Annotated in this window: 29 protein-coding genes; 14 read left to right on the top strand and 15 right to left on the bottom strand. The window is 69.6% G+C overall.

All coding sequences use genetic code 11. The features are described 5' to 3' along the window. Nucleotides 1–78 precede the first annotated feature (78 nt). Both ACFWV3_RS05105 and ACFWV3_RS05100 read left to right on the top strand, forming a co-directional pair. A complete protein-coding gene (locus tag ACFWV3_RS05105; protein WP_382408429.1) occupies nt 79–267 on the top strand; it encodes a hypothetical protein in 189 nt (62 codons plus the stop codon). Nucleotides 268–430: 163 nt separating this feature from the next. Further along, nucleotides 431–949, top strand: coding sequence for a DinB family protein (locus ACFWV3_RS05100; protein ID WP_382408427.1), 519 nt, complete (start codon nt 431–433; stop codon nt 947–949). Between the two features lie 32 nt (nt 950–981). On the opposite strand, the gene ACFWV3_RS05095 is transcribed toward ACFWV3_RS05100, so the two are convergent. Next, nucleotides 982–2,562 (bottom strand): sulfatase, encoded by a 1,581-nt coding sequence (locus ACFWV3_RS05095; protein ID WP_382408425.1) that lies wholly within the window; start codon nt 2,560–2,562, stop codon nt 982–984. 77 nt (nt 2,563–2,639) lie between these two features. On the opposite strand from ACFWV3_RS05095, the gene ACFWV3_RS05090 reads away from it, so the two are divergent. Next, nucleotides 2,640–3,305 carry a RibD family protein gene (locus ACFWV3_RS05090; protein WP_382408423.1) on the top strand — a complete coding sequence of 222 codons (666 nt, stop codon included), beginning with the start codon at nt 2,640–2,642 and terminating at the stop codon, nt 3,303–3,305. Here ACFWV3_RS05090 and ACFWV3_RS05085 read toward each other — a convergent pair. Next, nucleotides 3,283–3,687 (bottom strand): DoxX family protein, encoded by a 405-nt coding sequence (locus ACFWV3_RS05085; RefSeq protein ID WP_382408421.1) that lies wholly within the window; start codon nt 3,685–3,687, stop codon nt 3,283–3,285. The two genes, ACFWV3_RS05090 and ACFWV3_RS05085, sit on opposite strands and share 23 nt — an antisense overlap. Further along, complete coding sequence (locus ACFWV3_RS05080) at nt 3,680–4,411, bottom strand: CDP-alcohol phosphatidyltransferase family protein (RefSeq protein WP_382408419.1); 732 nt, start codon at nt 4,409–4,411, stop codon at nt 3,680–3,682. The genes ACFWV3_RS05085 and ACFWV3_RS05080 overlap by 8 nt, the downstream gene beginning before the upstream one ends. Nucleotides 4,412–4,452: 41 nt before the next feature. On the opposite strand from ACFWV3_RS05080, the gene ACFWV3_RS05075 reads away from it, so the two are divergent. Together ACFWV3_RS05075 and ACFWV3_RS05070 are read left to right on the top strand one after the other, a co-directional pair. After that, complete coding sequence (locus tag ACFWV3_RS05075; protein ID WP_382408417.1) at nt 4,453–5,436, top strand: zinc-binding alcohol dehydrogenase; 984 nt, start codon at nt 4,453–4,455, stop codon at nt 5,434–5,436. Further along, on the top strand, nt 5,423–6,115 hold the full coding sequence (locus ACFWV3_RS05070; RefSeq protein ID WP_382408415.1) for a creatininase family protein: 693 nt from the start codon (nt 5,423–5,425) through the stop codon (nt 6,113–6,115). Before ACFWV3_RS05075 ends, ACFWV3_RS05070 begins: the two co-directional genes overlap by 14 nt. Here ACFWV3_RS05070 and ACFWV3_RS05065 read toward each other — a convergent pair. The 4 genes from ACFWV3_RS05065 to ACFWV3_RS05050 are packed head-to-tail and all read right to left on the bottom strand — an operon-like array spanning nt 6,029 to nt 9,126. Next, nucleotides 6,029–6,991, bottom strand: a complete 963-nt coding sequence (locus ACFWV3_RS05065; RefSeq protein ID WP_382408413.1) for a YbhN family protein — start codon at nt 6,989–6,991, stop codon at nt 6,029–6,031. The genes ACFWV3_RS05070 and ACFWV3_RS05065 overlap by 87 nt on opposite strands. Next, nucleotides 6,991–7,770, bottom strand: coding sequence for a class I SAM-dependent methyltransferase (locus tag ACFWV3_RS05060; protein ID WP_382408411.1), 780 nt, complete (start codon nt 7,768–7,770; stop codon nt 6,991–6,993). The genes ACFWV3_RS05065 and ACFWV3_RS05060 overlap by 1 nt, the downstream gene beginning before the upstream one ends. Further along, a complete protein-coding gene (locus ACFWV3_RS05055) occupies nt 7,767–8,738 on the bottom strand; it encodes a glycosyltransferase family 4 protein (RefSeq protein WP_382408409.1) in 972 nt (323 codons plus the stop codon). The genes ACFWV3_RS05060 and ACFWV3_RS05055 overlap by 4 nt, the downstream gene beginning before the upstream one ends. Beyond that, nucleotides 8,716–9,126, bottom strand: coding sequence for a 6-pyruvoyl tetrahydropterin synthase family protein (locus ACFWV3_RS05050; protein ID WP_382409359.1), 411 nt, complete (start codon nt 9,124–9,126; stop codon nt 8,716–8,718). Before ACFWV3_RS05050 ends, ACFWV3_RS05055 begins: the two co-directional genes overlap by 23 nt. A gap of 92 nt (nt 9,127–9,218) precedes the next feature. Between ACFWV3_RS05050 and ribA the strand changes: the two genes are divergently transcribed. Then, complete coding sequence (ribA, locus tag ACFWV3_RS05045) at nt 9,219–9,851, top strand: GTP cyclohydrolase II (protein WP_382408407.1); 633 nt, start codon at nt 9,219–9,221, stop codon at nt 9,849–9,851. 38 nt (nt 9,852–9,889) lie between these two features. Further along, nucleotides 9,890–11,071 (top strand): amidohydrolase family protein, encoded by a 1,182-nt coding sequence (locus ACFWV3_RS05040; protein ID WP_382408405.1) that lies wholly within the window; start codon nt 9,890–9,892, stop codon nt 11,069–11,071. Here ACFWV3_RS05040 and ACFWV3_RS05035 read toward each other — a convergent pair. Genes ACFWV3_RS05035 through ACFWV3_RS05025 form a run of 3 tightly spaced genes read right to left on the bottom strand, consistent with a single transcriptional unit; the run spans nt 11,029 to nt 12,613 of the window. Next, a complete protein-coding gene (locus ACFWV3_RS05035) occupies nt 11,029–11,973 on the bottom strand; it encodes an NAD(P)-dependent alcohol dehydrogenase (RefSeq protein WP_382408403.1) in 945 nt (314 codons plus the stop codon). The genes ACFWV3_RS05040 and ACFWV3_RS05035 overlap by 43 nt on opposite strands. Beyond that, the gene (locus ACFWV3_RS05030) at nt 11,970–12,137 is read right to left on the bottom strand and encodes a helix-turn-helix transcriptional regulator (RefSeq protein WP_382409357.1); all 168 of its coding nucleotides are present in this window, start codon (nt 12,135–12,137) and stop codon (nt 11,970–11,972) included. Before ACFWV3_RS05030 ends, ACFWV3_RS05035 begins: the two co-directional genes overlap by 4 nt. Nucleotides 12,138–12,190: 53 nt before the next feature. Continuing rightward, nucleotides 12,191–12,613: a hypothetical protein gene (locus ACFWV3_RS05025; protein ID WP_382408401.1), complete on the bottom strand. Its 423-nt coding sequence runs from the start codon at nt 12,611–12,613 to the stop codon at nt 12,191–12,193. A gap of 197 nt (nt 12,614–12,810) precedes the next feature. Between ACFWV3_RS05025 and ACFWV3_RS05020 the strand changes: the two genes are divergently transcribed. Next, nucleotides 12,811–13,614: a tat pathway signal sequence gene (locus tag ACFWV3_RS05020; protein WP_382408399.1), complete on the top strand. Its 804-nt coding sequence runs from the start codon at nt 12,811–12,813 to the stop codon at nt 13,612–13,614. Here ACFWV3_RS05020 and ACFWV3_RS05015 read toward each other — a convergent pair. Further along, on the bottom strand, nt 13,611–14,279 hold the full coding sequence (locus ACFWV3_RS05015) for an SDR family oxidoreductase (RefSeq protein WP_382408397.1): 669 nt from the start codon (nt 14,277–14,279) through the stop codon (nt 13,611–13,613). The two genes, ACFWV3_RS05020 and ACFWV3_RS05015, sit on opposite strands and share 4 nt — an antisense overlap. Nucleotides 14,280–14,366: 87 nt before the next feature. Between ACFWV3_RS05015 and ACFWV3_RS05010 the strand changes: the two genes are divergently transcribed. The 3 genes from ACFWV3_RS05010 to ACFWV3_RS05000 are packed head-to-tail and all read left to right on the top strand — an operon-like array spanning nt 14,367 to nt 17,519. Then, the gene (locus ACFWV3_RS05010) at nt 14,367–14,888 is read left to right on the top strand and encodes a YbaB/EbfC family nucleoid-associated protein (protein ID WP_382408395.1); all 522 of its coding nucleotides are present in this window, start codon (nt 14,367–14,369) and stop codon (nt 14,886–14,888) included. A gap of 7 nt (nt 14,889–14,895) precedes the next feature. Continuing rightward, the gene (locus ACFWV3_RS05005) at nt 14,896–16,368 is read left to right on the top strand and encodes a WXG100 family type VII secretion target (RefSeq protein ID WP_382408393.1); all 1,473 of its coding nucleotides are present in this window, start codon (nt 14,896–14,898) and stop codon (nt 16,366–16,368) included. Next, nucleotides 16,365–17,519, top strand: a complete 1,155-nt coding sequence (locus ACFWV3_RS05000; protein ID WP_382408391.1) for a hypothetical protein — start codon at nt 16,365–16,367, stop codon at nt 17,517–17,519. Before ACFWV3_RS05005 ends, ACFWV3_RS05000 begins: the two co-directional genes overlap by 4 nt. A 314-nt stretch (nt 17,520–17,833) precedes the next feature. On the opposite strand, the gene ACFWV3_RS04995 is transcribed toward ACFWV3_RS05000, so the two are convergent. Genes ACFWV3_RS04995 through ACFWV3_RS04985 form a run of 3 tightly spaced genes read right to left on the bottom strand, consistent with a single transcriptional unit; the run spans nt 17,834 to nt 19,699 of the window. Then, on the bottom strand, nt 17,834–18,178 hold the full coding sequence (locus ACFWV3_RS04995; RefSeq protein ID WP_382408389.1) for an MmcQ/YjbR family DNA-binding protein: 345 nt from the start codon (nt 18,176–18,178) through the stop codon (nt 17,834–17,836). 39 nt (nt 18,179–18,217) lie between these two features. Then, entirely contained in the window at nt 18,218–18,754 is a 537-nt protein-coding gene (locus tag ACFWV3_RS04990; RefSeq protein WP_382408387.1) for a DUF6939 family protein, read from the bottom strand. Nucleotides 18,755–18,793: 39 nt separating this feature from the next. Continuing rightward, nucleotides 18,794–19,699, bottom strand: coding sequence for a DMT family transporter (locus ACFWV3_RS04985; protein WP_382408385.1), 906 nt, complete (start codon nt 19,697–19,699; stop codon nt 18,794–18,796). Here ACFWV3_RS04985 and ACFWV3_RS04980 point away from each other — a divergent pair. From ACFWV3_RS04980 to katG, 3 genes are all read left to right on the top strand, one after another. After that, entirely contained in the window at nt 19,698–21,092 is a 1,395-nt protein-coding gene (locus tag ACFWV3_RS04980; protein ID WP_382408383.1) for a PLP-dependent aminotransferase family protein, read from the top strand. The genes ACFWV3_RS04985 and ACFWV3_RS04980 overlap by 2 nt on opposite strands. Nucleotides 21,093–21,159: 67 nt before the next feature. Further along, nucleotides 21,160–21,594: a Fur family transcriptional regulator gene (locus tag ACFWV3_RS04975; protein ID WP_382408381.1), complete on the top strand. Its 435-nt coding sequence runs from the start codon at nt 21,160–21,162 to the stop codon at nt 21,592–21,594. An 18-nt stretch (nt 21,595–21,612) separates the two neighbouring features. Next, nucleotides 21,613–23,847, top strand: a complete 2,235-nt coding sequence (gene katG / locus ACFWV3_RS04970) for a catalase/peroxidase HPI (protein WP_382408379.1) — start codon at nt 21,613–21,615, stop codon at nt 23,845–23,847. Between the two features lie 452 nt (nt 23,848–24,299). Here katG and ACFWV3_RS04965 read toward each other — a convergent pair whose 3' ends face one another. After that, a complete protein-coding gene (locus tag ACFWV3_RS04965) occupies nt 24,300–24,941 on the bottom strand; it encodes a DedA family protein (RefSeq protein ID WP_382408377.1) in 642 nt (213 codons plus the stop codon). Nucleotides 24,942–24,947 lie beyond the last annotated feature (6 nt).

Genomic DNA, 24,947 nt, shown 5'->3' with positions numbered 1-24,947 from the left:
TGCGGTCCAAAACCGGAAGGTGGCTGCCTCACCCCGTGGTGACGTTTGCGCGCCCGGTTCGCCGGAAACCACGAGGACATGACTGAGCACCAGTTCACGACCCCTCTGGGCGGCGGCGAGCCCGTCGACGACGAGCCGGACGCGGTCGCGGTCGAGGAGGCCGGCGAGCACGTCACCGCGCCGGAGGAGACCGCGATGCACATCGAGGAGACCGAGGAAGGCGGCGGCCGCGTGGACCGTCCGGACGACGGCTATCTCGATCGGTGAATCACTGTCGAATGAGTCACCGAGCGTGACAACCAGGTCAACGCCGTATCGCTGGAACGGCGCTTGAGTCCCGCTTGAGCCACCGTTCGTCTAGGACACTAGCTGACCTCAAGTGGTCCTAGAGTCCTTTGTGTCGGGACAAACGAGCGAAGGACTTACAGCGATGACCACCACCGAGATCCTCACCGGCGAGCGTGCGGACCTGCTCGAGACGCTCCGGCAGCACCGCTGGTTCCTGACGTTCACCGCGCAGGGTCTGACCGACGAACAGGCGGCGTCGAGCCCGACCGTGAGCGCGCTGAGCATCGGCGGTCTGATCAAGCACGTCGCCGCGGTCGAGGAGAACTGGGTCAAGTTCATCGAGCACGGCACCTCGGCGATGGAGGCCGACCCCGGGTCGGAGGCCTACGAGAACCACGAGGCGAACTTCCGCCTGGCCGACGGCGAGACGCTGGAGAGCGTCATCGCCCGGTACAACGAGGTCGCGGCCCACACCGACAAACTGGTCGAGACCGTCGACCTGGACCTCTCGCACCCGCTGCCGTCCGCCCCGTGGTTCCCCGAGGGCAAGACGTGGTCGGCGCGGCGCGTGTTCGTGCACATCATCGCCGAGACCTCGCAGCACGCGGGCCACGCGGACATCATCCGCGAGACGATCGACGGCCAGAAGACGATGGGCTGACGACGGCGGGCTGAGGACGGCGGGCCGAGCCCTCAGGCCTTCGGCGGCGAGAACGTCGAGAGGAACTGGTCCCGGAAGTCGCTCATCCGCGACACCGGGGCCGTTCCGCCGGGCCTGATCCCGTCGTCCCACTTCCAGGCGTCCACGCGGTCCAGCACGGCCGGGTCCTTGGCCACGATGGTGATCGGCACGTCCCGCGACGCCCCCTCGCCGGTCACCATCTGGGCCGGCTGGTGGTCGCCCAGGAACACGAGGACCAGGTTCTCGTCGCCGTACCGCTCGACCCAGGAGACCACCGACTCGAGCGAGTACGAGATCGAGTGCGCGTAGTCGGCGCGCACGGCGGCCGGGTCACGGCCGAAGATCGACTCGGGCGGGTCGTTCGAGGCGGGCATGGTCGAGTAGACCGAGCCGTCGCCGAGCTTCTCCCAGTCGACGGAGTCCGGCGTCGGCGACCACGGCGCGTGCGAGGACACCATCGGGATCGCCGCCATCACCGGGCCGTGCTGCTTCGCGCGTTCGTTGCGCTGGAACGACTCCAGCGTGAACTGGTCCGGCGTCGTCGCGTAGCCGAAGCGCGGGCCCTTGTAGCCGAGGTCGGCCGCGTCGTAGATCTCGTTGTAGTGGAAGAAATCCCCTTCTGGCCACGCTTGCGTGATGCCGGGGACCACGCCGACCGAGCGCCACGACGACTCGCGGAACGCGCGCGGCAACGTCAGCCGGTCGGACGCCACGAGGTTGCGGTAGCGCTGCTGGTTGTCGATCCACAGGCCGGACAACAGGGTCGCCTGCGCCATCCAGCTGCCACCACCGGCGGTCGGCGAGGTCAGGTAGGCGGACTTCGCGGTGTAGCCGGCCGACTTCAGGCGCGCGTTGCCGTCCGCGAGCTTGGCCGAGACATCCGGCATGTCCAGCGCCGACTTGCCGTAGCTCTCCACGAACGTGAAGACGACGTCCTTGCCCTGCAACGAGGACAGCAGCCCCTGGTGACCGCGGAACAGGTCGACCGACGCCTCCGCGGCGAACGCCTCCTGGTCGTGCAGCCCGACCTTGACGCGCCGGGCGTGGTCGACCAGCGCCGTCGCGGCGGCGTCGGAGTAGACCGGGATCCCAGGCACGGCAAGGGAAACACACGCCACTGCGGTCAACGCCACCGCTCGGATCGCGACCGGACGCCGTGCGGCGGCGACAGAACCGAGCCGCAGCACCGAGAGCGAAGCGAGCCACACGATCCCGACGACGAGCGCGACCGCCAGCCCGACGGCCAGCACGGAGGCGAACCGGCCGAACGTCACGTCCACGAAGTCGATGGCGGGCACCAGCAACGGCCAGTCCAGCACGAGGTCGAACGGCCGGTACAGCACCACGTCGAACCCGATGTCCATGATCTTCACGACCGTGAACAACCCGAGCGCGACACCACCGGCGATGGCGGCCGGCTTGCGGAACCGGTCCGGCAGCAGCACCAGCACCAGCACGCCGACGAGCCCTTCGAGGGGCACGCGCAGGAACGCCTCGGGTGTGAACTTCTCCAGGTCGCTCGGCGCGATGAGCACGAACAACACGAACAGCCCCGCCAGCACCGTGGCAGTCCGCCGCAGCAACGTCCTCACCGAGCTCCCCTTTCCTGGTCCCCTGAGGTAAACGCGGCGCGGCACGCGGCCGGTTCAACTGCTCTACGATCGAGTTCGTGACCCGCCCGCACGTGCTGCTCAGCGTCGCCGTCAGTCTCGACGGCCACATCGACGACCGCGGCACCGAGAGGTTCCCGCTTTCCAACGCCGAGGACTTCGACCACGTCGACCGGATGCGCGCGGAGTCGGACGCGATTCTGGCGGGGGCCGAGACGTTGCGCCGTGACAACGCGCGTCTGCTCGTCTACAGCGAAGAGCGGCGCGCGCAGCGGAAAGCCGACGGAAAACCTGAGTTCCCGCTGCGGGTCACCGTCACCAGGAGTGGCGACCTCGACCCCGACCTGCGGTTCTGGCACTGCGGCGGCGACCGGCTCGTCTACACGCGCAGCGCGGGCACGACGGTCGACCACCTCGCCGAGACGAGGACGTTCAGCGAATTCTCGGAGATTCTGGACGATCTCGGCGCACGCGGCGTGGAAAAGCTCATGGTCGAGGGCGGCACGAGCATTCACACGGCGTTCCTCGAAGCAGGCCTCGCGGACGAGATCAGGATCGCGGTCGCGCCGATGCTGATCGGACAGGCGACGGCCCCGCGTTTCGTGAATCCCGCCGAGTTCCCCGGTGGACCGGCACGCCGGTTCCACCTGGAGGACGTCACGAAAGTCGGGGACGTCGCGGTGCTCCGCTACTTCCCGAAAGTCACTTCTTCTTCACGAGGCTGAGCGCGCCGAGGATCTGCTCGCGGCGGTAGACCGCGATCACCAGCGCCCACACCACGAACAGCAGCGGCAGCTGGGCGCCCTTGAAGCCGCCGTTGGTCACCAGGAAGATCTCGGTGACGGCCGCGCCGGCCATGATGCCGGCCAGCGCCAATGCCGCGAGGCCGCAGATGCGCGGGATGAGCAGGCCCACCGCCGCGGCGATCTCCAGCACGCCGGTGAAGTACCGGAACCACTGGCCGAAACCGATGTCGTCGAACTTCGCGACGAACTGGTCGGTGAACAGCGCGTAGCCGTTCAGGAAGAACTGCACGGCGAGCACGATCTGCAGGATCCAGACGACGATCTCGAGGACCTTGGCCGCGGTGGAGGTCTGCTCAGGCATGGCGGGATTCTCCCACCGCGACAGCGGAGTTGGTCCACAGCCACAGCACATCGCGACCGAACGACCACACCAGCGATGCCAGCGCGAGACCGACGAGGACGCCGGCGAACGGAAGCAGACCCGAGGCGGCGACGACGAGGAAGATCCCCTGCACCGCGGCCACGACCTTGCGCGCGTAGCTGGCGGGCAGCGGCGCGGTCATCCAGCGCAAGCGCCACGAGGCGGCGACGAACACGTACCGCATCAGGCCGATCGCGAGCACCCACGGTCCGAGGTGGATGGCGACGTACGCGCTGAGCACCAGGATCAGGAACGCGTCGACCTCCATGTCGAACCGCGCGCCCAACGCCGTCGAGGTGCCCGTGCGGCGGGCGACCTGACCGTCCACCCAGTCGAGCGATAACGCGACCGCGGCGAGCGTCACGACCAGCGCCACCGGAACGTCCTGGCCCGCGCGGTCGGCGACGAGCGCGGTCACGGCGCCGACCATCAGGCCGCGCGCCAGCGTGACGCGGTCAGCGGGGCCCAGTGACCTGGTGCGATGCCGTTGCATGCCGTAGCCGAGGAACGCCCACGTGGCGAACCCGTAGGCGAGACCCGCGGCCCAGCCGAGCAGCCCGAGGCCGGTCGTGGCACCCACCACACCCAGCAGGAGTACCTGGGCGACGGCCCAGACGGCAGGCTCCCGTACGACGGGCGTCTCGGTGTGCTGAAGTGTGATCATCAGGTGCCCCTAACGAACTTCGTGCGGCGGAGGTGTTGTGAGTGACACGTACGGCGAGTGCCTTTTGGCTCAATGAATCCGGAAAAGGAGAACTTCGTCAGGTCGAGGCGGCGGAGCCGGGTCCGGACGAGGTCGTGGTGCGCACGCTCCACTCGGGAGTCAGCCGCGGCACGGAGACGCTCGTGCACCGCGGTGGTGTGCCGGAGAACCAGTACGCGGTGATGCGGGCTCCCTTCCAGGAGGGCGGCTTCCCGTGGCCGGTGAAGTACGGGTACCTCAACGTCGGCGTGGTCGAACACGGACCCGAACGACTGCGCGGCCGCACGGTGTTCTGCCTCTATCCACACCAGACCCGTTACGTCGTCCCGGAAACCGCCGTGACGGTGGTGCCGGACACCGTTCCGGCCGCTCGCGCGGTGCTGGCGGGCACCGTCGAGACCGCGGTGAACGCGGTGTGGGACGCGCGTCCGCTGATCGGCGACCGGATCGCGGTGGTCGGCGGCGGCATGGTCGGGTCGAGCATCGCGGCGGTGCTGGCGACGTTCCCCGGTGCCCGTGTCGAGCTCGTGGACGCGGACCCGGCGCGGGAGGAGACCGCGCGTGCGCTGGGTGTCGGTTTCGCCTTGCCGGACAACGCTCTCGACGGCTGCGATCTGGTCTTCCACGCCAGTGCCACGGAACCCGGCCTCACCACGGCGCTGAACCTGCTCGCGCCGGAGGGCCGGGTCGTCGAGCTGAGCTGGTACGGCGACAGGAAGATCGCCGTGCCGCTGGGCGAGTTCTTCCACTCCAAACGGCTCACGATCCGCAGCAGCCAGGTCGGCGTGGTCGGCCGTCCCGACCGCTCCTACGCCGAACGCATGGCGCTCGCCCTGGACCTGCTCGCCGACGACCGGTTCGACGCCCTGATCACCGGGCACAGCGCGTTCGAGGAGCTGCCGGACGTGATGCCGAAGCTGGCCGACGGCACGATTCCGGCGCTGTGCCACCGGATTGACTACGGTCAGGGTCATGTTCCCGACTGACACGACGATCGACGTACGCGACGCGAAAGTGGCCGTGCTCCCGGTCGGCAGCACCGAGCAGCACGGCCCGCACCTGCCGCTGGCCACCGACTCGGTGATCGCGTGGACCATCGCGTCGGAGATCGCGGCGCGGTACCCGGTGCGGAAGCTGCCGCCGATCCAGTTCTCGTGCTCGCAGGAGCACGCCGACTGGCCGGGCACCGTCAGCATCTCCGCGCGCACGCTGGCCTCAGTGGTCACGGACATCGCGAAGTCCTTGCGGCGCACCGGTGTCACGGGACTGGTGCTGGTGAACGGGCACGGCGGCAACTACGTGCTGCAGAACGTCGTGCAGGAAGGTGAGGGGCTCGCGCTCTTCCCCGGCAGGGACGACTGGGCGTTCGCGCGAGAGCAGGCCGGCATCGAGACCTCCGCGTACAGCGACATGCACGCCGGTGAGCTGGAGACCTCGATCCTGTTGCACGCCCACCCCGATCTCATCCGTCCCGGTTACGAGAGCTCTGACCACCTGGCGGAGGACCGGCGGCACATGCTGACCCTGGGTCTGGCGCCGTACACGTCCTCCGGCGTCATCGGGCGTCCCTCGCTCGCGTCAGCGCGCAAGGGCGAGCTCCTGCTCACGGGTCTCGCCGACTCGTTCGGCCACTACCTCGGCCTGTTCGGTCTTGGCACGGCGTGACAGGAAGAGCACGACGGCGCCGGGCAGCGCGGCGACCAGCGCCAGCACGCCGTAGACGATTCCGGTGGTGAAGCCCTGCTGGGCGCCCAGCCCGGCGGCACCGAACGCGACCGCGAGGAACGCCTCGCGCGGGCCGAAACCGCCGATGTTGACCGGGATCGCCATGATCAGCAGCGCCAGCACCACGACCGGCGCGAGCTGGGCGATGGTGGCCTGCGACCCGGCGGCGCGGGCGGCGACCACGAACATCGCCACGTACCCGGCGACCGCGCCCGCCGACAGCCCGATGACGGCGGGCCAGGTCTTCAGCGACAGCAGGCGGATGCCGTCGGCGAGCGTGTCGACGAGGACCCGGCGCACCGGCTTGATCTGCCAGCCGACGACCGCGGCCAGGGCCAGACCGGTGAGGACCAGCCCCGCCGTGGTGGCGTCGAGGTCCAGGTCGAGACCGGCGGCGGGGTGCGTGAGCAGCACCGCGAGACCGATCCCGACGAGCACGACCTGGCCGGCGAAGCGCTCGAAGAACACGGCGCGCACGCCCCGTCCGACGTCGCCCGACTCGCGGCCGTGGTTGACCGCGCGGTGCACGTCGCCGAGCACGCCCGCGGGCAGGACGGCGTTGACGAGCTGGGCGCGGTAGTAGTCGCTGACCGCGGTCCTGAGCGACAGCGACAGGCCGAGGCGGCGCGCGATGACGACCCAGCGACCAGCGCTGAGAACCGTCGTCGCGAGCCCGATCGCGAGCGCGGCGGTGACGGAGAACGCGTCGATCGCGCGCAGTCCGTCGAGGAACGCCCCGGTGCCCAGGCGCACGCCCAGACCCACCAGGATCGCCACCGCCAGCAGCAAGCGGAGCCACGGCCAGAACTTCTTCATCACACAGCTCCCGGTATAGCCAGCAGGTCGACGTGGTGGACCACCGCGGATGCCGTTGACCTGCGGCGCAGGTACTCCGGAGCCTCTGCGGCGAGTGCGGGTTCCTGCTCCACCGCGGCGTCGACCCAGCCCTTCAGCCACTCGCCCAGCAGGGCGTCGGCGTCCAGGTGCCAGGGGCTGCGCGCCGTTCGAACCGAAGCGCCCGCTGCCGCGAATGCCTCTTCGGCAGCGGCCGGCGCGTCCGGTCCGAGCAGACGGCGCCCGTCCACGACGCGGCGCTGGTGAGCGTTGAACGCGTCCTGGAAGGCGGCGTCGAGCGGCTCGGCCGGGCCGATCTCGATCCGGCCTGCCACCGAGAGCGTGAACAGTGCGGGCACATGTGCTTCTACGCAGGCGGCCGCCAGAGCGTTCATCTCTTCGGCGGTGAGCAGGTCGAGCAACGCGGAGCACGTGACGAGGTCGGCGCCCGCGAGGTCGGCGGCGGTCAGGGACGTGAGGTCGCCCTCACGCGTCTCGGCGGTGACGTTCGGCTGAGTGCTCATGCTCGCCTCCGCGAGCTCGAGCAGCCGGGGGTCGCGGTCGTGCAGCACCCAGTGCTGAACGCCGCCGAGCCTCCCGGCGAGCCATCGTCCCATCGATCCCGTTCCACACCCGAGGTCACGGATCGTCAGGGGGGTTCGGTTCACCAGAGTTTCGCGGACGGTCTCCACGAGCTCGGTCGAGCGCGCCTGTGCGTCGGCGATCTCCCGCAGTGCCAGCCATTCCGGGGCGAAGGTCATGGCCGCAGGGTAGCCAGCACCCTCCGCAGGTCCTCTGTGGATTCGTCCCAAGTGGACAGAGCGGCCCTGCGGACCCGTGCTCTGACCCTCAGTCCGTCCCGGTACTTCTGATCGTGGAACCAGCACGTCAAAGCGGCCGCGAAGGCACTTTCGTCGCCGATGGGAACGAGCGTCCCGCCGTCGCCCAGAGCGTCCGGAACGGCGCTCGCGATGACCGGCAGACCGTGGGCGAGCGCCTCGGTGACGACCATGCCCCAGGTCTCGGCGCGGGAGGCCAGCACGAACAGGTCAGCGGTGGCGTATGCGCTGGTCAGGGCCTCGCCGGCGAGCGGGCCGGGGTAGCTCACGCGGTCGTCCGGCGGAAGCTGCGCGAGGAACGGCCCGTGCGGGCCCACGCACGTCAGCCGCCAGTCGGCGTCGATCCCCTGCAACGCCCTGACCAGCACGTCGTGGCCTTTGCGGGGTGTGATGGACGCGACGCACAGCAGGTTGTGCACGCCGTCGGTGCCCGTGGCCACCGGCGCCGGGTCGGTGCCGGGGACGACGACGTGGACGTTCGCCAGACCGTGCCGGACCCGGAGGTCCGCCGCGGCCGTGGGGCTGGTCGCGATGACGGCGCTCGCGGCCCGCAGGACCTGGCGTTCCCGCTCGTCCAGGAACGCGGCGGTCGCCGGGTCGAGCCCGGTCTCGTCGGCCAGCGGCAGGTGCACGAGCACAGCGAGCCGCAGCCGGCGCGCGTGCGGGACGACGACCTCGGGCACCCCGCAGCAGACCAGGCCGTCGAGCAGCACGACCTCGCCGTCCGGGATGCCCGCAAGCGTTTGCTCCAACGCTGCGGTGTTGTGTGGACGCGGCCAGTCACCAGCGACGAGCAACCGGTCCATGCCCGCGCTCACACGCAGGTCGTAGACGTTGCCGCCGCTGGGACCGGCCGGGTCGGCGACGTCAGCCGGAAGGACGAAGCGCACGTTCGTAGCTCGCCCACGCGACGTGGGACTCGTGGAGTGTGACGGTGATCCCATCGATGCCGTGCGCGCCCTCGCCGAGTGCGCCCTCGGAGATCTTCTCCGCGAGCTGGTCGGCGATGTGCTTCGCGAGCCACTCCGTGGACGTGTTGATGCCCGCGAACTGCGGTTCCTCGTCGAGGTTGCGGTAGTTGAACGCCGCGAGAACCGCGTTCAGCTCCTGCGTCGCGAGTCCGATGTCGACGACGATGTTGTCCGAATCGAGCTCAGCACGTTTGAACGTTGCGTCCACCAGGAACGTTGCTCCATGCAGACGTTGTGCCGGACCGAAGACCTCGCCGCGGAAACTGTGGGCGATCATCACGTGATCGCGGACGGTGATGCTGAACAGGATGACCTCCGCTGTGCGGTCGGGTTACGGTGCGAAGTCCGTCCGAGCGTAGCTGCACGCTCGGAAGGCGCTTGGTGACGAGGGGACCCGTGATGTTCGAACAGACCTTCAACGACGAAGACGTGGCGGAGTCCGACCTGGTGACCCGTCGCGGCACGTTCCGCGCAGTCGCGTTCAGAGCGGACGGTCACGAGCACATGGCTCTCGTGTACGGCAAGACGAAGCTGCGCGAGAACGTGCTGGTGCGCATCCACTCCGAGTGCATGACCGGCGACATCTTCGGTGCGATGCGGTGCGAGTGCGGCGAGCAGCTCGACGCGGCGTTGAACGCGATCGTCCGCGAGGGCAACGGGATCCTCATCTACCTGCGCGGCCACGAGGGACGCGGAATCGGTTTGGTGGCAAAGGTTCGCACGCACGTGTTGCAGGACGCCGGTATGGACACGTTGGACTCCGCCACGTCACTCGGGTTGCCCGTGGACGTGCGTGACTACACGCCTGCGGCACGGGTTTTGAAGCACCTGCGCGTGCAGTCCGTGCGACTGATGTCCAACAACCCCGACAAGATCGCGGCGCTGGAGGACAACGGCATCACGGTCGCCTCTCGCGTGCCGTTGCTGATGCCGCCCAACACGCACAACATCGCGTACCTCACGGCGAAGCGCGACCGGCTCGGTCACGACCTGCCGCAGGTCGACTCCTTCACCCTGCCGCACGCACGCTGACCATTGCTTTCCCGGCACGTGGCGCTCAGACTGGCTCGATGCTGGCGCTGCGGGCGGGGCGAGCATTCGACGGTGAGCGGTCGCTCGCCGGACCCGTCACGGTCATCACCGAGAACGGCGCGATCAGGGCGGTCGAGCAGGGCCACCCCGACGTGCCGGGTGCCGAGGTCGTCGACCTCGGCACCGCCACCGTCCTACCCGGACTGATCGACACGCACGTGCACCTGGGCGCCGACAGCGAGAACGGTGCACTGGACCGCCTGCCCTCGTTCACCCCCGAACACCTCGACGCGGTGATCGCGGACGGCGTCGGCCGCCACCTGCGGGCGGGCGTGACCACCGTGCGCGACCTGGGCGACCGCGACTGGTCGGTGCTGGAGCAGCGGTCGCGGCACCGCGTGCGGATCCTCGCGTCCGGACCGCCCATCACCTGCCCGCGCGGCCACTGCTGGTCGATGGGCGGGGAGGCGAGCGGGGAGGACGCGCTGCGGCGGGCCGTCCGGGACCGGGCCGAACGCGGGGCCGACGTCGTGAAGATCATGGCCAGCGGCGGGTTCGCGACGCCGGGGACCGCCGTCGACGACTGCCAGTTCACCGAGCAGGATCTCCGCGTGGTCGTGGACGAGGCCCACGCCCACGGTCTGCCGGTGACCGCCCACGCGCACAGCCTGGCCGCCGTGCAACGGGCGGTGGCCGCGGGCGTGAACGGGATCGAGCACTGCACGTGCCTCACCGACCGGGGCATGCACGCGCCGGTCGAGCTGATGGACGCGTTGGCGGAGGCACGGATCGCCGTGTGCCACACGCTCGGCAACACGCAGGACCCGCCGCCGTTCATCCAGGAGCGGTTCGACCGGGCGGGCATGAGCATCGCCGCCAAGATCGGTGTCGTCGGCCGCATGCACGACCGCGGAGTACGTGCCATCTCGGGCACCGACGGCGGGATCGGGGCGGGCAAGCCGCACGGGATCACCGTCGACGCGCTCGGTCACATGGTCGACGCGGGCATCCCGAACGCCGTCGTGCTCGCCAGCGCCACCAGTCAGGCGGCGCGGGCGCTGGGTGTCCCCAGGGGGATGCTGAGACCCGGCTGGGACGCCGACGTCATCGCCGTGGCGGGAAATCCCATGCGGGACATCACGGCGTTGCGGCAGGTGACCGCCGTGGTGATCGGCGGTCAGATCGTGACGACGACCTTGCCGCGAGACCGCCGGGAGTAGACGTGGTCGATCGCGTCGAGGCCTTCGGACAGCGGGAACTCGCGGTCCACCGGCGGCTTCACCTTTCCTGCCTCGACCAGCACGCGCAGCTCCTCGAACACGTCGGAGCGTTCGGTGGACATCAGCGGGACGAGCGTGTGCTTCACGAACAGGTTGAGCAGGCCCGCGCCCAGCGCCCGTTCGAACCCGCCCGTCAGCGAGCCCCCGTTCTCGGCACCGACCAGCACCAGCGTGCCGCGCTCGGTCAACGCCCTGCGCGTCCTCGACAGCTTCCGGTTGCCGCCGCAGTCCAGGATCAGGTCGTACGTGCCGGTGAAGTCCGCGACCGTGTAGTCGACGACCTCGTCGGCGCCCAGCGACCGCACGAGTTCAACCTTGCTCGTGCTGCACACACCGGTCACGTGCGCGCCGAGGGCCTTGGCGATCTGCACCCCGTACGAGCCGACTCCCCCGCCGGCGCCGATGACCAGGACCCGGTGGCCCGCTCGCACGCCACGCAGCCCCTGAAGCGCTGTTCCGCCCGAGATCGGCACGGCGGCGGCCTCCGCGAACGACACGTTCGCCGGCTTGCGCGCCAGCCGTGAGACGGGAGCGACGGCGTACTCGGCGAACGACCCCTCGCACGTGCCGAACACCTCGTCGCCCGGCGAGAACCCGGTGACGCCGGGACCGGTCTCCTTCACGACGCCCGCGACGTCGCGTCCCGGGACCGGGGACTTGGGTCCGCGGAACCCGAACCCGAGGACCCGCACCAGGTACGGCCTGCCGGTGAGGAGGTGCCACGTGCCCATGTCGACCCCCGCCGACCGCACCTCCAGCAGAACCTCGCCCGGCCCTGGCACAGGCACGTCCAGGTCACCGAACACCGCCGATCCGTATCTTCGCTGCACGAGAGCCTTCACTCGACTTCCTCCTCCGGGTACTGGAACACCTCTTCGAGCGACACCTGGAACACGCGGGCGATCTTGAAAGCCACCTCGAGCGACGGCGAGTACCTCCCCTGTTCGATGGCGATCAGGGTCTGGCGCGTAACGCCGATGGCGGCGGCGAGATCGGCCTGCTTCATCTCGCCGCGCGCGAACCGCAGCGCGCGGATGGAGTTCGTGACCTTCGTGGGCTTCACGGCATCCCCCGCCGGTAGGCCGCGATCTTCGCCATCGAGCCGAGCACGGCGGACAGCACGAAGCACAGGTAGAGCACGTTCGCGATCCAGAAGTGCGGCGCCTCGACCATCGCCAGCACCATCGCGGTCACCCCGCCGATGACGACGAACGACTGGCCGACGTGGTCGCCGAACCGGCCGATCTCGCGGTCCCGTTCGTCGGACTGCAGCCCGTCGTGGCGCGCGGCGATGCCGAACCACATGCCCGCGACGATGCCGGCGACGATCCCGAGCCCCATCGTCCACAGCATCGCGCCGACGTAGGGCACCTCGACCAGGGGTCTGCCGCCCGTCCGACTCAGGATCAACACCGCGTAAACGGCATAACCGACCACGGCGATCACGCCCAACGCCCACGCCTGCTTCTCTTCGAACGCCATGGCCCTGCTCCTGATGTCAAAGAAACCTGACATCACCAAGGTAAAACGAAGCAGACATCGTGTCAAACATCTTTTACATGATCGCGTGGAGGCCGGATGGCGGTCGACGGCGTCCGATCGCACCCATTAGCGTGCGGCGCATGCTCCGTCCGATCCTTGTTGTGTGCGCGCTTGCGCTCACGGCGTGCGGTCACGCCGTGACAGCGGACCCACCCGCCAACGCCCGCACGCAGCAGCCGACCCCGGCCGCAGCACCGCGCGTCGCCACGCCCGAGGTCTGCCCGATGCCCGACAGCGGGTTCGAGTGCGACCTCCAGAAGCGCATCAAGGCGGCCCAGACGTACGCGGAGACCAGGCCGGGCACCGTCGGCATCGTGCTGCGCGACCGCAAGGCGGGCGCGACCTGGCGCAACGGCAACGCGGCCGACATGACGTGGACCGCGTCGACGATCAAGCTCGCGATGGTCGTGAACCTGCTCGAACGCCACCGCGCCGGCAAGATCAAGCTGACGGCCGACGACCGCAGGCTGATGACCGCGATGCTGCACAGCTCCGACGACGACGCGGCCGACACGCTCTGGAAGCGCTACAACGGCACGACGTTCAACGCGGCGTTCGGCAAGTACGGCATGACGGAGCTGACCGCCCAAAGAGGATATTCGTCCTCGTTCCCCTACTGGGGCTTCGAGAAGTGCACGGCGAACGACCTCGACCACCTGATCAACTACGTCCTCGACGAGGTGCCGGCCGAGGACCGCGCGTACATCGTCGGCCAGATGCGCGACGTGGGTCCCGAGCAGCAGTGGGGCGTCTGGGGTCCCGACTCCGGCACGAAGAACGGCTGGTCCGAGGAGGACGGTGGCTGGGTGATGAACTCGGTCGGGTTCGTCGGTCCCGGTGAGCGGTACACGGTCGCGATCATGAACAACCTCAAGGGCGAGGGCGGGTACGACGAGGGGCGCGCGACCGACACGGAGATCACCCGCATCCTCTTCCGCTAGGCCGGGGGCTCGAAGCGGAACGAGCGGATGAAGCAGTCGCGCGGCTGGTTCACGGCGAACAGCACGCAGTCGGCCACGGACTGCGCGGTCAGCATGCCGTCACGCACCGCATCGTCGTCGTTGTCGAAGTCCGGCGGGTACAGCGCGATCATCCGGATCCCCTCGGGCCGCAGCCGTTGCGACATGATCTCCGCGTACCGCCCCTGACCCGCCTTGGCCGCGTGGAACGCCGCGTGCGCGATGTGCGCGGGATCGCTGCGCGCCTCGGCCTCCAGCGAGACGATCGTCACGATGTCGGGCCGTCCGGACCGGCGCAGCAACGGCAGGAAGCTCTCGGTCATGAGCACGGTTCCCGCCGTGCCGGACAGAACCGTCCGCACGATCGCGTCGTCCGTCTCCTCCGCGGCCGCGAGGAACGCCGCACCGTTGTTGACCAGTACGTCCACGTGTCCCAGCCGGTCTTCGACCTCGGCGGCGCACCGGCGCACCGACGCCGGATCCGTCAGGTCGCACCGCATCGCGTGCGCGTCGGCAAGCGGGTCGCAGGTGCGTTGTGCGGCGGCGAGATCGCGTGCCGTCACCACCACCGTCGCCCCTTGCGCGGCGAACCGCCGCGCGAGCGTGCGTCCGAGACCCCTGCCACCACCAGTGATCACCACGTTCATCCACGAGATCCTGCAACCTCCATCGAGCTGCAGGTCAAGTTGCTAGCGTGGTCGACGACCTTGCTTGACACTGGGGAAGGGGTCGCCGTGCCGGACCGCAGGGCACATCTGGAAGAGAAGATCCGCGCGTTCCAGGAGCAGGCCGCGAAGGCAGGCCAGCTCAAGGACAAGATCTCGGAGCTGCGCGGGCAGGCCCGCAGCGGCGACGGCTCGGTGACCGTCACGGTCGCGCCGTCGGGCGCGGTGCTGGGGTTGCAGCTCAGCCCGACCGCGATGAGGTACAGCCACACGCAGCTGCAGCAGGAGATCCTCGCGACGATCCGCGCCGCGACGCAGCAGGCCGCGCAGATGCTGCAGGACACCGTGACGCCGGTACTGGGCGACCAGGCCGAGCGCTTCAAGGACGCGTTCAACGCGCATTCGAGCGTCGTGCTGCCGGACGCGCCGCCGCAGCAGGCCCCGCCACCAGCGCCGATGCCACCGCAGCAGGTGCGTCCGCCGATGCCTCCCCCGCCTCCTCCTGTGTCGAGGCCCGCACCGGGGAACCGTCCGAGGCCCGCGCCGGTCTCAGACGACGACGACTTCGGTGGCAACTCGATCCTGAGGTGATGGGGGCATGACGGGATTCCAGGTGCAGGGCGGTGCGCTCACGGCGCACGGCGCGGGTTCGACGGAGGCCGCAGGCCACTTCGGACAGCTCGCGACCCTGCTCGAACAGGCACGGGTGAGCGACGACTGCTTCGGTCCGCTCGGTGAGATGCTCGCGTTCAAGTACTTCGAGGGCTTGAAGGAATGCCAGGACATGGCCACCAAGGCCAAGGGCTTCCTGGAGGGCGTGGCGGAGCGGACCGAGCAGACGGCGCAGACCTACCGCGACGTCGAGGACGCGATCCACCAGGGACTGCAGAAGTTCAGCTCGGGTGGCGGTCCCGGTTCGTTCGGCGACCTCAACAGCGCGGGCGACGCCGGCCGCAAGAGCGACTTCGAGCAGAACGCCGGGTACGGCAGCTCGTGGGCGAGCGCGAGCGGCGACCTCTCGCGGGCCTCCAGCCCGCCGGACATCGCCATCGCGGCGGTCAACGCGCGCATGGAGCAGCTGCAGTTCCTGACGAGCCCTGGCCAGTCGTTCATCGACAACGGCCTCGGCTTCCTGATCGGCATCGTCATCAGCCCGATCGTGGAGCTCGTGCTCGAACCCGCGATCGGCGACCCCGAGCAGATGCGCAGCACCGGCACCGGCTGGGGCAAGGTCGCGGACTGGGTGCAGCAGGCAGGCGAGCACGAGAAGAACCGCGCGAGCGCGACGTCGCAGCCGTGGACCGGCGAGGCGGGCGACCGGTTCCGCAAGCAGATGGACGAGTTCGGCATGGGCGCCGAGGCGTTCGCGAACGAGATCCGCGGCCTGCAGCAGATGCTGGAGCTCGCCGCCGACCTGTTCGACGCGTTCGTCGAGATCTGCATCGACATCCTGCAAGAGCTGGTCATGGGCCTGATCATCGAGTGGCTGGCCGCGCTGGCCGCCTCGTGGATCACCGCGGGCGCCTCGATGGCCGCCGCGGGCGTCACCACCACCGCCCAGGTCGGCGGCACGATGGCGCGCCTGGGCATGAAGGTCAAGATGCTGCTGGGCAAGCTCAAGCCGTTGATCGACAAGCTCGAGGACCTGCTGCAGGCGCTGCGCAAGGGCCCGTTGAAGAAGCTGGTCGAGAAGGCCGAAGGCCTGCGCGAGGGCAACATGGCCGAGAAGTGGCTCATGCGCAAGTTCGACTCGAACCCGCTGGCCAAGATCGTCACGAAGGCCGACCCGGCGACGATGGCGTCCAAGACGGGCAACCGCTTCGCCGGCCGGTTCGGCGTCGACGGCGCCGGTTCCGACTCGCTGACCACGAACCTCACCGAGGCCGGTCTGCGCATGGCGGGCCTGAGCGGCACCTCGCACGTGCCGACCGCGATCACCAACGGCGTCATGGAAAATGCTCCCGGCATCGCCGTCGAGCAGGGCATCAAGTACGGCTACAACAAGGGTCAGGACCCGTCGTCGGACGAGGACCGCGCTGACGCCATGAACCGAGGATTCGAGTACGAGTGATCTTCTCGGCGCCACTGGGCCCCGGCCACGTCGCCCGGCAGCAGCTCTGCCGGGCGGGCGAGTCGTTGGTGTGGGCCACGTACCGGCAGACGTTCCACTACGCCGTCGACGGCCTCGACCAGCTCGGCGCACCAGGCCGGTCCCTCTTCGGCCGCGGCCTGTCCGCGGTGGGCAGAGGGGCCGGCGACCTGGCGCTCACCGTGCTGGGCGGCGGCGGTGACACGGCGGACGACAACGCACCCGCCGCCGACCACCTCGTGTTCGGTCGTTCGTCCGGCTCGCTGGCGCCGTCGGCGATGTCGCGGTTCTCGCCAGGGACGCGCGTCGACCGCCTGTGGGCGTTGACCTCGGACCGGCTGGTGGTCGCCGAACGGGCGGCTGCTCCGGTCGAGGAGCCCGCGAAGTCGTTCCTGGGCAAGGCGATCGGGTTCGGCAGGGAGGTCGGCAAGATCCTCTCCGACAACCGCAGGAAGTACGGCGACCACGTCGAGGGCGAGCCTGTCACCGCGCCCGCCTACGAGGTCGTCCACGAGTTCCCGCGCGCCCAGATCGCGCACGCCGAGCCGGGCCGCGTGACGTTCACCGACGGCTCGGGAGTCGAGTTCCTGCTCGACTCCCCCACCCCCGTCGCCGACGAGGTGGTCGTCCGCGAGCTGACCAGGTTCTGGCTGCGCCCCGGCGAACACCTGGTGCTCGGCCTGCCCCCGATCGTCGCCCACGTGGGCGGCGTGGTCGGCGGCGCACTGCACGTGCCCTGGACCGCCTCCGGGCCGATGCCCTCGCTGGACCTGGACAAGCCGCGCTGGCCCCTGCCCGCCCCGCCGTCGCCGCCGGACTGGATCGACGACCCGACGCTCGGCTACTGGCTGGAGGCGCCTTCGGTGTCGAGCGCCGCCGTCTCGCTGGCCGACCACTTCGCCTTCAGCCTCGGCAACGCCCGCCTCGCGGTGAGCGACCAGCGCGTGGCCGTCGTCTACCCGACGCACCTGTTCGAGGCCAAGCCTTCCAGCGTGTTCACGACGTTCGCGGAGATCCCGCGCGGCGCCGTGCGCTCGGTGGAGAACACGTACGCCGGGTGCAGCCTGCCGGCACGACCGGTGGTCAGGCTGACGTTCGCGGACGGGTCGGCGTTGACGCTGCGCCGGCCCTGACCTCGGCCCCGCCACTGCTCAGCAGCCCCACCCACGCGCCACAGCCGTCCCAGCGTCAGGCAGTGCTCGCGACCGGGCCGGAAGCGCGCGCTCAGCCGGCTCGCGGACTGCCTGATACCGCACCGAAAACCGACCCGCGCGCCACCGCCAGCCAGCCTTGGACCGGTACTCGCGACCGACCGAGTTCGGCTGCCGCCCGCTCACAGCCACGGCCAGCCCGCCCGGCTCACTCGCAGCAGCAGCCCTCACTCACCCTCGTCAGCGCGCCGCGTCCCCCACCCGGTTCGCTCGCAGGCCCCTCGCTCGCCCCTGCGTCAGCGCGCCAGGTCCGGCACCTGCGCCACCAGGTCCTCCGGCGCCGACAGCCGCCACGCCTCGAACACCAGCTCGCGCAGCTCGTCGGTCTGCACGCCCTCCAGGTGCACGACGACCCAGCCGAAGCCGCCCGCCGTGAACTGCACCTCGAACACGTCGGGGCGTTCCGCCACCAGTGCCAGCTGCTCGGACAGCGTCTGCTTCAGGCCAACCGTCTGCGTGCGCGGCCAGTAGTAGCCGAACACCTTGCCCCGCACGCGGAACGTGTCGTACTGCTGGCCGGAGGAGCGCTTCGCCTCGGCGAGCGCGTCCACGATCTTGAAAAGCTGCTTGTTCGTCGCCACTGCCGACCCCCACAACCGAAGGCTCGCAGTATAAATCGGTCAAATCCTCGACGGCCTCCTCAGGTGTTCGGCTATCAGCGCGGCGTGGGACAGCGGTGTGCTCAGGTCTTCGGCGTCGCCGTTCGTCGTGTAGTCGAGCAGCACCACGTCGGCCGACGACGCCAGCTCGTGCAGGCGCGCGACCTCGGCCTGGAGGCGGTTCTCCAGGACCCAGCGGTAGGTGGGTAAGTAGATCTCCTGCCGGGCTGTGCGGTAGTCGAGCAGGTGCTCGCCCGTGAGGCCCGCGCGGTGGCCGCGGACCTGGCCGAAGCGCCGGACGGTGCGCTTGAGGCCCTTCATCGACGTCACGTGCAGCTTCGACGGGTCGACGTCGGCGCCCTCGAAGACCTTCAGGGCCTGCCAGACGCCCTCGACGGACGCGCTCGTCACGCCCGGCGACAGCGGGACCGGGATCTCGCCGTGCGGGTAGAACGGGCTGAACCGCACCCACGGTTCGGGGCCGCGGGACGTCACGTCGACGACCACCGCGCCAGGACGCTGCACCTTGCGGCGCTTGCTCGCCACTTCGATCGGCATGGTTCGAGGATGGCAGGAGGGTCTGACAATTTTCGACGGTCAGCGGACCGGCTGGGCCGTCGGCACCGTGGTGCGGTTGCGTTGAGTCAGGACAACGCACACGAGCACGACCGCCGCCGTCGCGAGAGCGGGCCAGCCGACCGGTTCGCCCAGCACGAGTGCCGACCACATCAGGGTCAGGACCGGTTGCGCCAGCTGGATCTGGCCGATCTTGGCCACCCCGCCCGCGGCCAGGCCCGCGTACCAGGCGAAGAAGCCGAGGAACATCGAAATCAGTGCCACGTAAGCGAAACTGAGCCATACGATTCCGTCGGCACGGGAGAAGTCCGCTGTGTACAGGGAGATCGGGAGCGTCACGGGCAGCGAGACGACCAGCGCCCAGCACACGGTCCTGGCGCCGCCGAGCTCACGTGAGAGCGCACCGCCTTCGGCGTATCCCAGGCCGCACAACACGACCGCGATCAGCAGGTAGACGTCGGCGATGCCGAGCGAGCCGGAGAAACCGCCGCCGGTCGCGACGAACGCCAGCACCGCGAGCAGGCCGGCACCGCTGGAGAGCCAGAACGCGAGCGGCGGACGTTCGGAAGCGCGCAGGACCGCCCAGATCGCCGTGGACATCGGCAGCACGGCGATCACGACGGCACCGTGGGCCGAGGTCTGCGTGGTGAGAGCCAGGGACGTGAAGAGCGGGAAGCCGATCACGATGCCCAGAGCGACGACGACCAGGCGGCGCACCTGTGATGCCGACGGGCGCGGCGCACGCGATAACGCCAAGTAGCCGATCGCGAGGATTCCCGCGACGAGCGCGCGTCCGAAAGCGACGAACCACGGGTCGAGTCCGGCTACGGCCAAACGAGTTGCCGGGAGGGAGAAGCTGAACCCCAGCACACCCAGCGCGCCAAGTGTTACCCCCGCTGGCGCGATAACGTTACTCTTTGCTCTCATGAATGAGGATAACGCAGCCGTCCGCGTTATCGAGGACCTGAGAGCGACAGCACGCTCGGGCCGGGCGGGCGACCGCATGCCGTCGGTGCGCGACCTGATGGCCCGGCACCGCGCCTCGCCCGCGACGGTGCAGCAGGCGATCCAGCGCGTCGCCGCCGAAGGGCTCGTCGAGGTGCGGCCCGGCCGAGGCAGCTTCGTCGCCCCGCGCGCGACGACCACCGCCCACGACCTGTCGTGGCAGGCCGTCGCACTCGGCGAAGGCCGGCCGGGCGAGGACCTGGTTGCGAACCTGGTCGCGGTGCCGAAACCCGAGACCATTCCGTTGACCAGCGGTTATCTCGACCCCGACCTGCAACCGACCGAGGCTCTCGGCGCCGCGCTCACCAGGGCGGCGCGCCGGCCCGCGTCGTGGGGCCGCGTGCCGGTCGAGGGCAAGGACGAGCTGCGCGCCTGGTTCGCGAAGGAGGCGGGCGGCGAGCTCAGGGGCGGCGACATGACGGTCTGCGCGGGCGCCCAGGAAGCGCTCGCGACCGTGTTCCGCGGGCTCGGTGACCGCGGCGACGCCGTGCTCGTCGAGTCGCCCACCTACCTCGGCGCGATCGCCGCCGCGCGCGACGCGGGGCTCAAGGTCGTCCCGGTGCCCGCCGACCAGGACGGCGTGCGGCCCGATTTGCTGCGGGCGGCGTTCGAACGCACAGGCGCGAAGCTCTTCTACTGCCAGCCGCTGCACGCGAACCCGCACGGCGCCGTGCTGTCCGACGAACGCCGCATTGAGGTCATGGGTATCGTCCGCAGCGTCGGCGCGTTCCTCGTCGAGGACGACTGGGCGCGCGGCTTCACGATCGACGGCACCGCACCGCCGACGCTCGTCTCGCAGGACACCGACGGCCACGTCGTCTACGTCCGCTCGCTGACCAAGGTGGCCGCGCCGGGACTGCGCGTCGCCGTGATCGGCGCGCGTGGACCGGCCGGCACCCGGCTGAAGAACACCCGTTCCCGTCAGGACCTGTACGTCTCGGGGCCGTTGCAGGAGGCGGCGATCGACTTCGTGACGTCCCCGGTCTGGCGGCGTCACCTCCGCACGCTCCAGCAGTCCTTGAGGTCGCGGCGCGACGCTCTGGCCCGCGCGGTCGGCGAGCACCTGCCGGAGCTGCGGGTCGCGCGGTCGACCGGCGGGCTGCACCTGTGGACGGAGCTGCCGGACGGCGTCGACGACCTGGAGCTCACGACGGCGGCCGCGGCCCGCGACGTCGTGGTGTTCCCGGGGCGGGCGTGGTTCGCCGCTGAACCGCCCGGCGGTTTTCTCCGTTTGACCTACGGCGGAGCACCCGAGCACGTGCTGGCCGAGGGTGTGCGGCGACTGGCCGACGCGATGTCCGCCGTGCGGCGGTGACCGGTTCGAGTGAATTGCATCGTTCGTTAACTTGACTGACTCCAGAAAAGACGGCAGGGTGGCCCTCGTGCCCACGGCTTCCGACTTCGAGCGCATGTTGCGTGGAGCGTCACTGCGGGTGACCGCTCCGCGGATCGCTGTGCTGTCCGCGGTGCACAACCACCCGCACGCCGACACCGACTCGATCATCGGCGTCGTGCGTCAGAACCTCGGCGCGGTCTCCCACCAGGCCGTTTACGACGTGCTCCGCGCGTTGACTGGAGCCGGCCTGCTGCGTCGCATCGAGCCCCAGGGTTCGGTGGCGCGCTACGAGGCCCGTGTCGGGGACAACCACCACCACGTCGTGTGCAGATCCTGCGGTGCCATCGCTGATGTCGACTGCGCCGTCGGCCACGCACCGTGCATGGACGCATCCGACGACCACGGGTTCGTCATCGACGAGGCCGAGGTCATCTACTGGGGCACCTGCCCCGAGTGCACGACCGCCGCGAAAAGTTCCTGAACACCCGGAAGGATTCCCGTGTCCGACAGCACTGACGCCAAGGTGAGCGAGTCGAAGGGTGAGTGCCCTGTCGCTCACAGCCGGCGCAGCCACCCCAGTGAGGGCGGCAGCAACCGCGACTGGTGGCCCAACCAGCTCAACCTCCGGATCCTCCGCAAGCACCCGGTCCAGGCGAACCCGATGGGCGGTGACTTCGACTACGGCAAGGCGTTCCTGACCGTCGACCTCGACGAGCTCGCGCGCGACGTCGACGCCGTGCTCACCGAGTCGAAGGACTGGTGGCCCGCGGACTTCGGGCACTACGGCCCGTTCATGATCCGCATGGCGTGGCACAGCGCGGGCACGTACCGCACCCACGACGGCCGCGGTGGTGCCGGCGCGGGCATGCAGCGCTTCGCGCCGCTGAACAGCTGGCCGGACAACGGCAACCTGGACAAGGCCCGCCGCCTGCTGTGGCCGGTGAAGAAGAAGTGGGGCGCCAAGGTCTCCTGGGCCGACCTCATGATCTTCACGGGCAACCGCGCGCTGGAGACCATGGGCTTCACGACCTTCGGCTTCGCCGGCGGCCGCAACGACGTGTGGGAGCCGGACGAGGACGTCTACTGGGGCCCCGAGACCGAGTGGCTGGGTGGCGACGCCCGCTACAGCGGTGAGCGCGACCTGGAGACGCCGCTCGCGGCCGTCCAGATGGGCCTCATCTACGTCAACCCCGAGGGCCCGAACAGCAACCCGGACCCGCTGGCCGCCGCCCGCGACATCCGCGAGACGTTCGGCCGCATGGGCATGAACGACGAGGAGACCGTCGCCCTCGTCGCCGGTGGCCACACCTTCGGCAAGGCGCACGGCGCGGGCGACCCGTCGCTCGTCGGCGCCGAGCCCGAGGGTTCGCTGATGGACGCGCAGGGCTTCGGCTGGGTCAGCACCCACGGCACCGGCAAGGGCCGTGACGCGATCACCTCCGGCCTCGAGGTCACCTGGACCCAGAAGCCGACCCAGTGGACGAACCTGTTCTTCCAGAACCTGTTCGGCTTCGAGTGGGAGCTCACCAAGTCCCCGGCCGGCGCCCACCAGTGGAAGCCGAAGGGCGACGCGGGCGCCAACACGGTGCCCGACCCCGAGGACGGCACCCTCAACCGCCAGCCGATGATGCTGACGACCGACCTCGCGCTGCGCGTCGACCCGATCTACGAGCCGATCTCGCGCCGCTTCCTGGAGGACCAGGAGGCGTTCGCCGAGGCGTTCTCGCGTGCGTGGTTCAAGCTGACCCACCGCGACATGGGCCCGATCCAGCGCTACCTCGGCCCGCAGGTGCCGCAGGAGGAGCTGATCTGGCAGGACCGCCTCCCGGTCCGCGACCACGAGCTGATCTCCGCCGAGGACGTGACCGCGCTCAAGGCCAAGCTCCTGGAGTCCGGCCTCTCGATCTCGCAGCTGGTCAAGACCGCGTGGGCCTCGGCCGCGTCGTTCCGCCAGAGCGACAAGCGCGGTGGCGCCAACGGCGCCCGCATTCGCCTCGAGCCGCAGCGCGGCTGGGAGGTCAACGAGCCCGACCAGCTCGCCCAGGTGCTCCGCGTGCTGGAAGGCGTGCAGGAGTCGTTCAACAGCTCGGCGACCGGCGGCAAGAAGGTCTCGCTGGCCGACCTGATCGTCCTCGGCGGTGCCGCGGCGATCGAGCAGGCCGCCAAGGCCGCCGGCCACACCGTCGAGGTGCCGTTCCTCGCCGGCCGGGTCGACGCCTCGCAGGAGCAGACGGACGCCGAGTCGTTCGCGGTGCTCGAGCCCGTTGTCGACGGGTTCCGGAACTTCGGTGGCAAGGCGACGCCGCTGCCGTCGGAGTACCTGCTGATCGACAAGGCCAACCTGCTCGGCCTGTCGGCGCCGGAGATGACTGTGCTCGTCGGTGGCCTGCGGGTGCTCGGGGCCAACCACGGCGGGTCCACCGCCGGTGTGCTGACCTCCAAGCCGGAGACGTTGACCAACGACTTCTTCGTCAACCTCCTCGACATGGAGACCGAGTGGAAGTCGGTCACCGAGGACGAGGAGAACTTCGAGGGCCGGGAGCGGGCTTCCGGGTCGGTTCGGTGGACTGCCACTCGGAACGACCTGGTGTTCGGGTCCAACTCGGAGTTGCGGGCGGTGGCTGAGGTTTATGCCAGTGATGATGCCTCCGAGAAGTTCGTTCTGGACTTCGTTTCGGCTTGGAACAAGGTCATGAACGCGGACCGGTACGACGCTGGTCTTGGTTTGGCCTGATTTTGGTGGGTGCCCTCAGGCCTTTGGTCTGGGGGCATCTTTTTTTGACCTTGTTGGTTCCAGCGGTTCCAGCGTGGTTGCCTTGGGGCCGTGCGATTTCCGGCGTGGTCGTCTATTGCGGTCGGATGCCTGTTCCAGCGTGGGCGTGCACCTCGGACGAAGACCTGGGGTACATCGCCGCTTCGCGACGATTGCGATTGGGGCTTGACTTCGGGGCCCTTGCGAGGTGCTGGTTCGGCCGGAAAAGGCCGGATGCTTCGCAACCGGCCGATCCCGAAAGGGGTAGCACCTCGCACCCAAAGTCAAGCCCCAATCGCCACACCACGAGTGGGTGCACCGCTACCCATCGGCGCAAGGTCTGCACGGCTCGCCTTCGGCATCGCGGTCGCGAGTGCGCGGGGGGTTGTTACTGCTCGCCTTCGGCATCGCGTTTGATGCCTTGTGGTGTCGTGTCAGCGCTTGATGCGCGGTAAGACCGCGGTTGCTTCTGGGTCGCCCTTCTGTCGTTGGCGCAGCCTGGTTGCCACGAAGAGCGTGATCGCTATGGCTACGGCGGCCAGGACGAGCTTCTGGAAGGTGCCCGCGTACGCGTCGACGCGGTGCCAGTTCTCGCCCAGGGTGTAGCCGGCGCCTACGAAGACGGAGTTCCAGATCAGGCTGCCCGCGGTGGTCAGGAGGAGGAACTTGGGAAAGTTCATGCGTTCCACGCCTGCGGGTAATGAGATGAAGCTGCGGAAGAGCGGGATCATGCGGCCCAGGAACACGGCCTTGGTGCCGTGGCGGGTGAACCAGGCCTCGGTCTTGTCGAAGTCGGTCACCCGGACCAGGGGGATCTTGGTTACCAGGGTGCGGGTTCTGGTGCGGCCCAGGAGTGCGCCTGCCAGGTAGACGATCACGGCGCCTGCGACTGAGCCCAGGGTGGTCCAGAACAAGGCGGCGGGGAGGGTGAAGACGCCCTTGCTCGCGGAGAAGCCCGCCAGGGGCAGGACCAGTTCGCTCGGGATCGGTGGGAAGAGGTTGTCCAGGCCCACGACCACGGCGGCGCCCACGCCTCCCAGCGACTCCATCAGGTTGACGGCCCATTCGGCCAGCATTGGTTT

Origin of the sequence: Lentzea sp. NPDC059081, from assembly GCF_042738015.1 — a bacterium.
Classification (GTDB): Bacteria; Actinomycetota; Actinomycetes; order Mycobacteriales; family Pseudonocardiaceae; genus Lentzea.
Note: the sequence above shows the minus strand (reverse complement) of the source record. Positions and strands in the feature narration are given on the sequence as shown.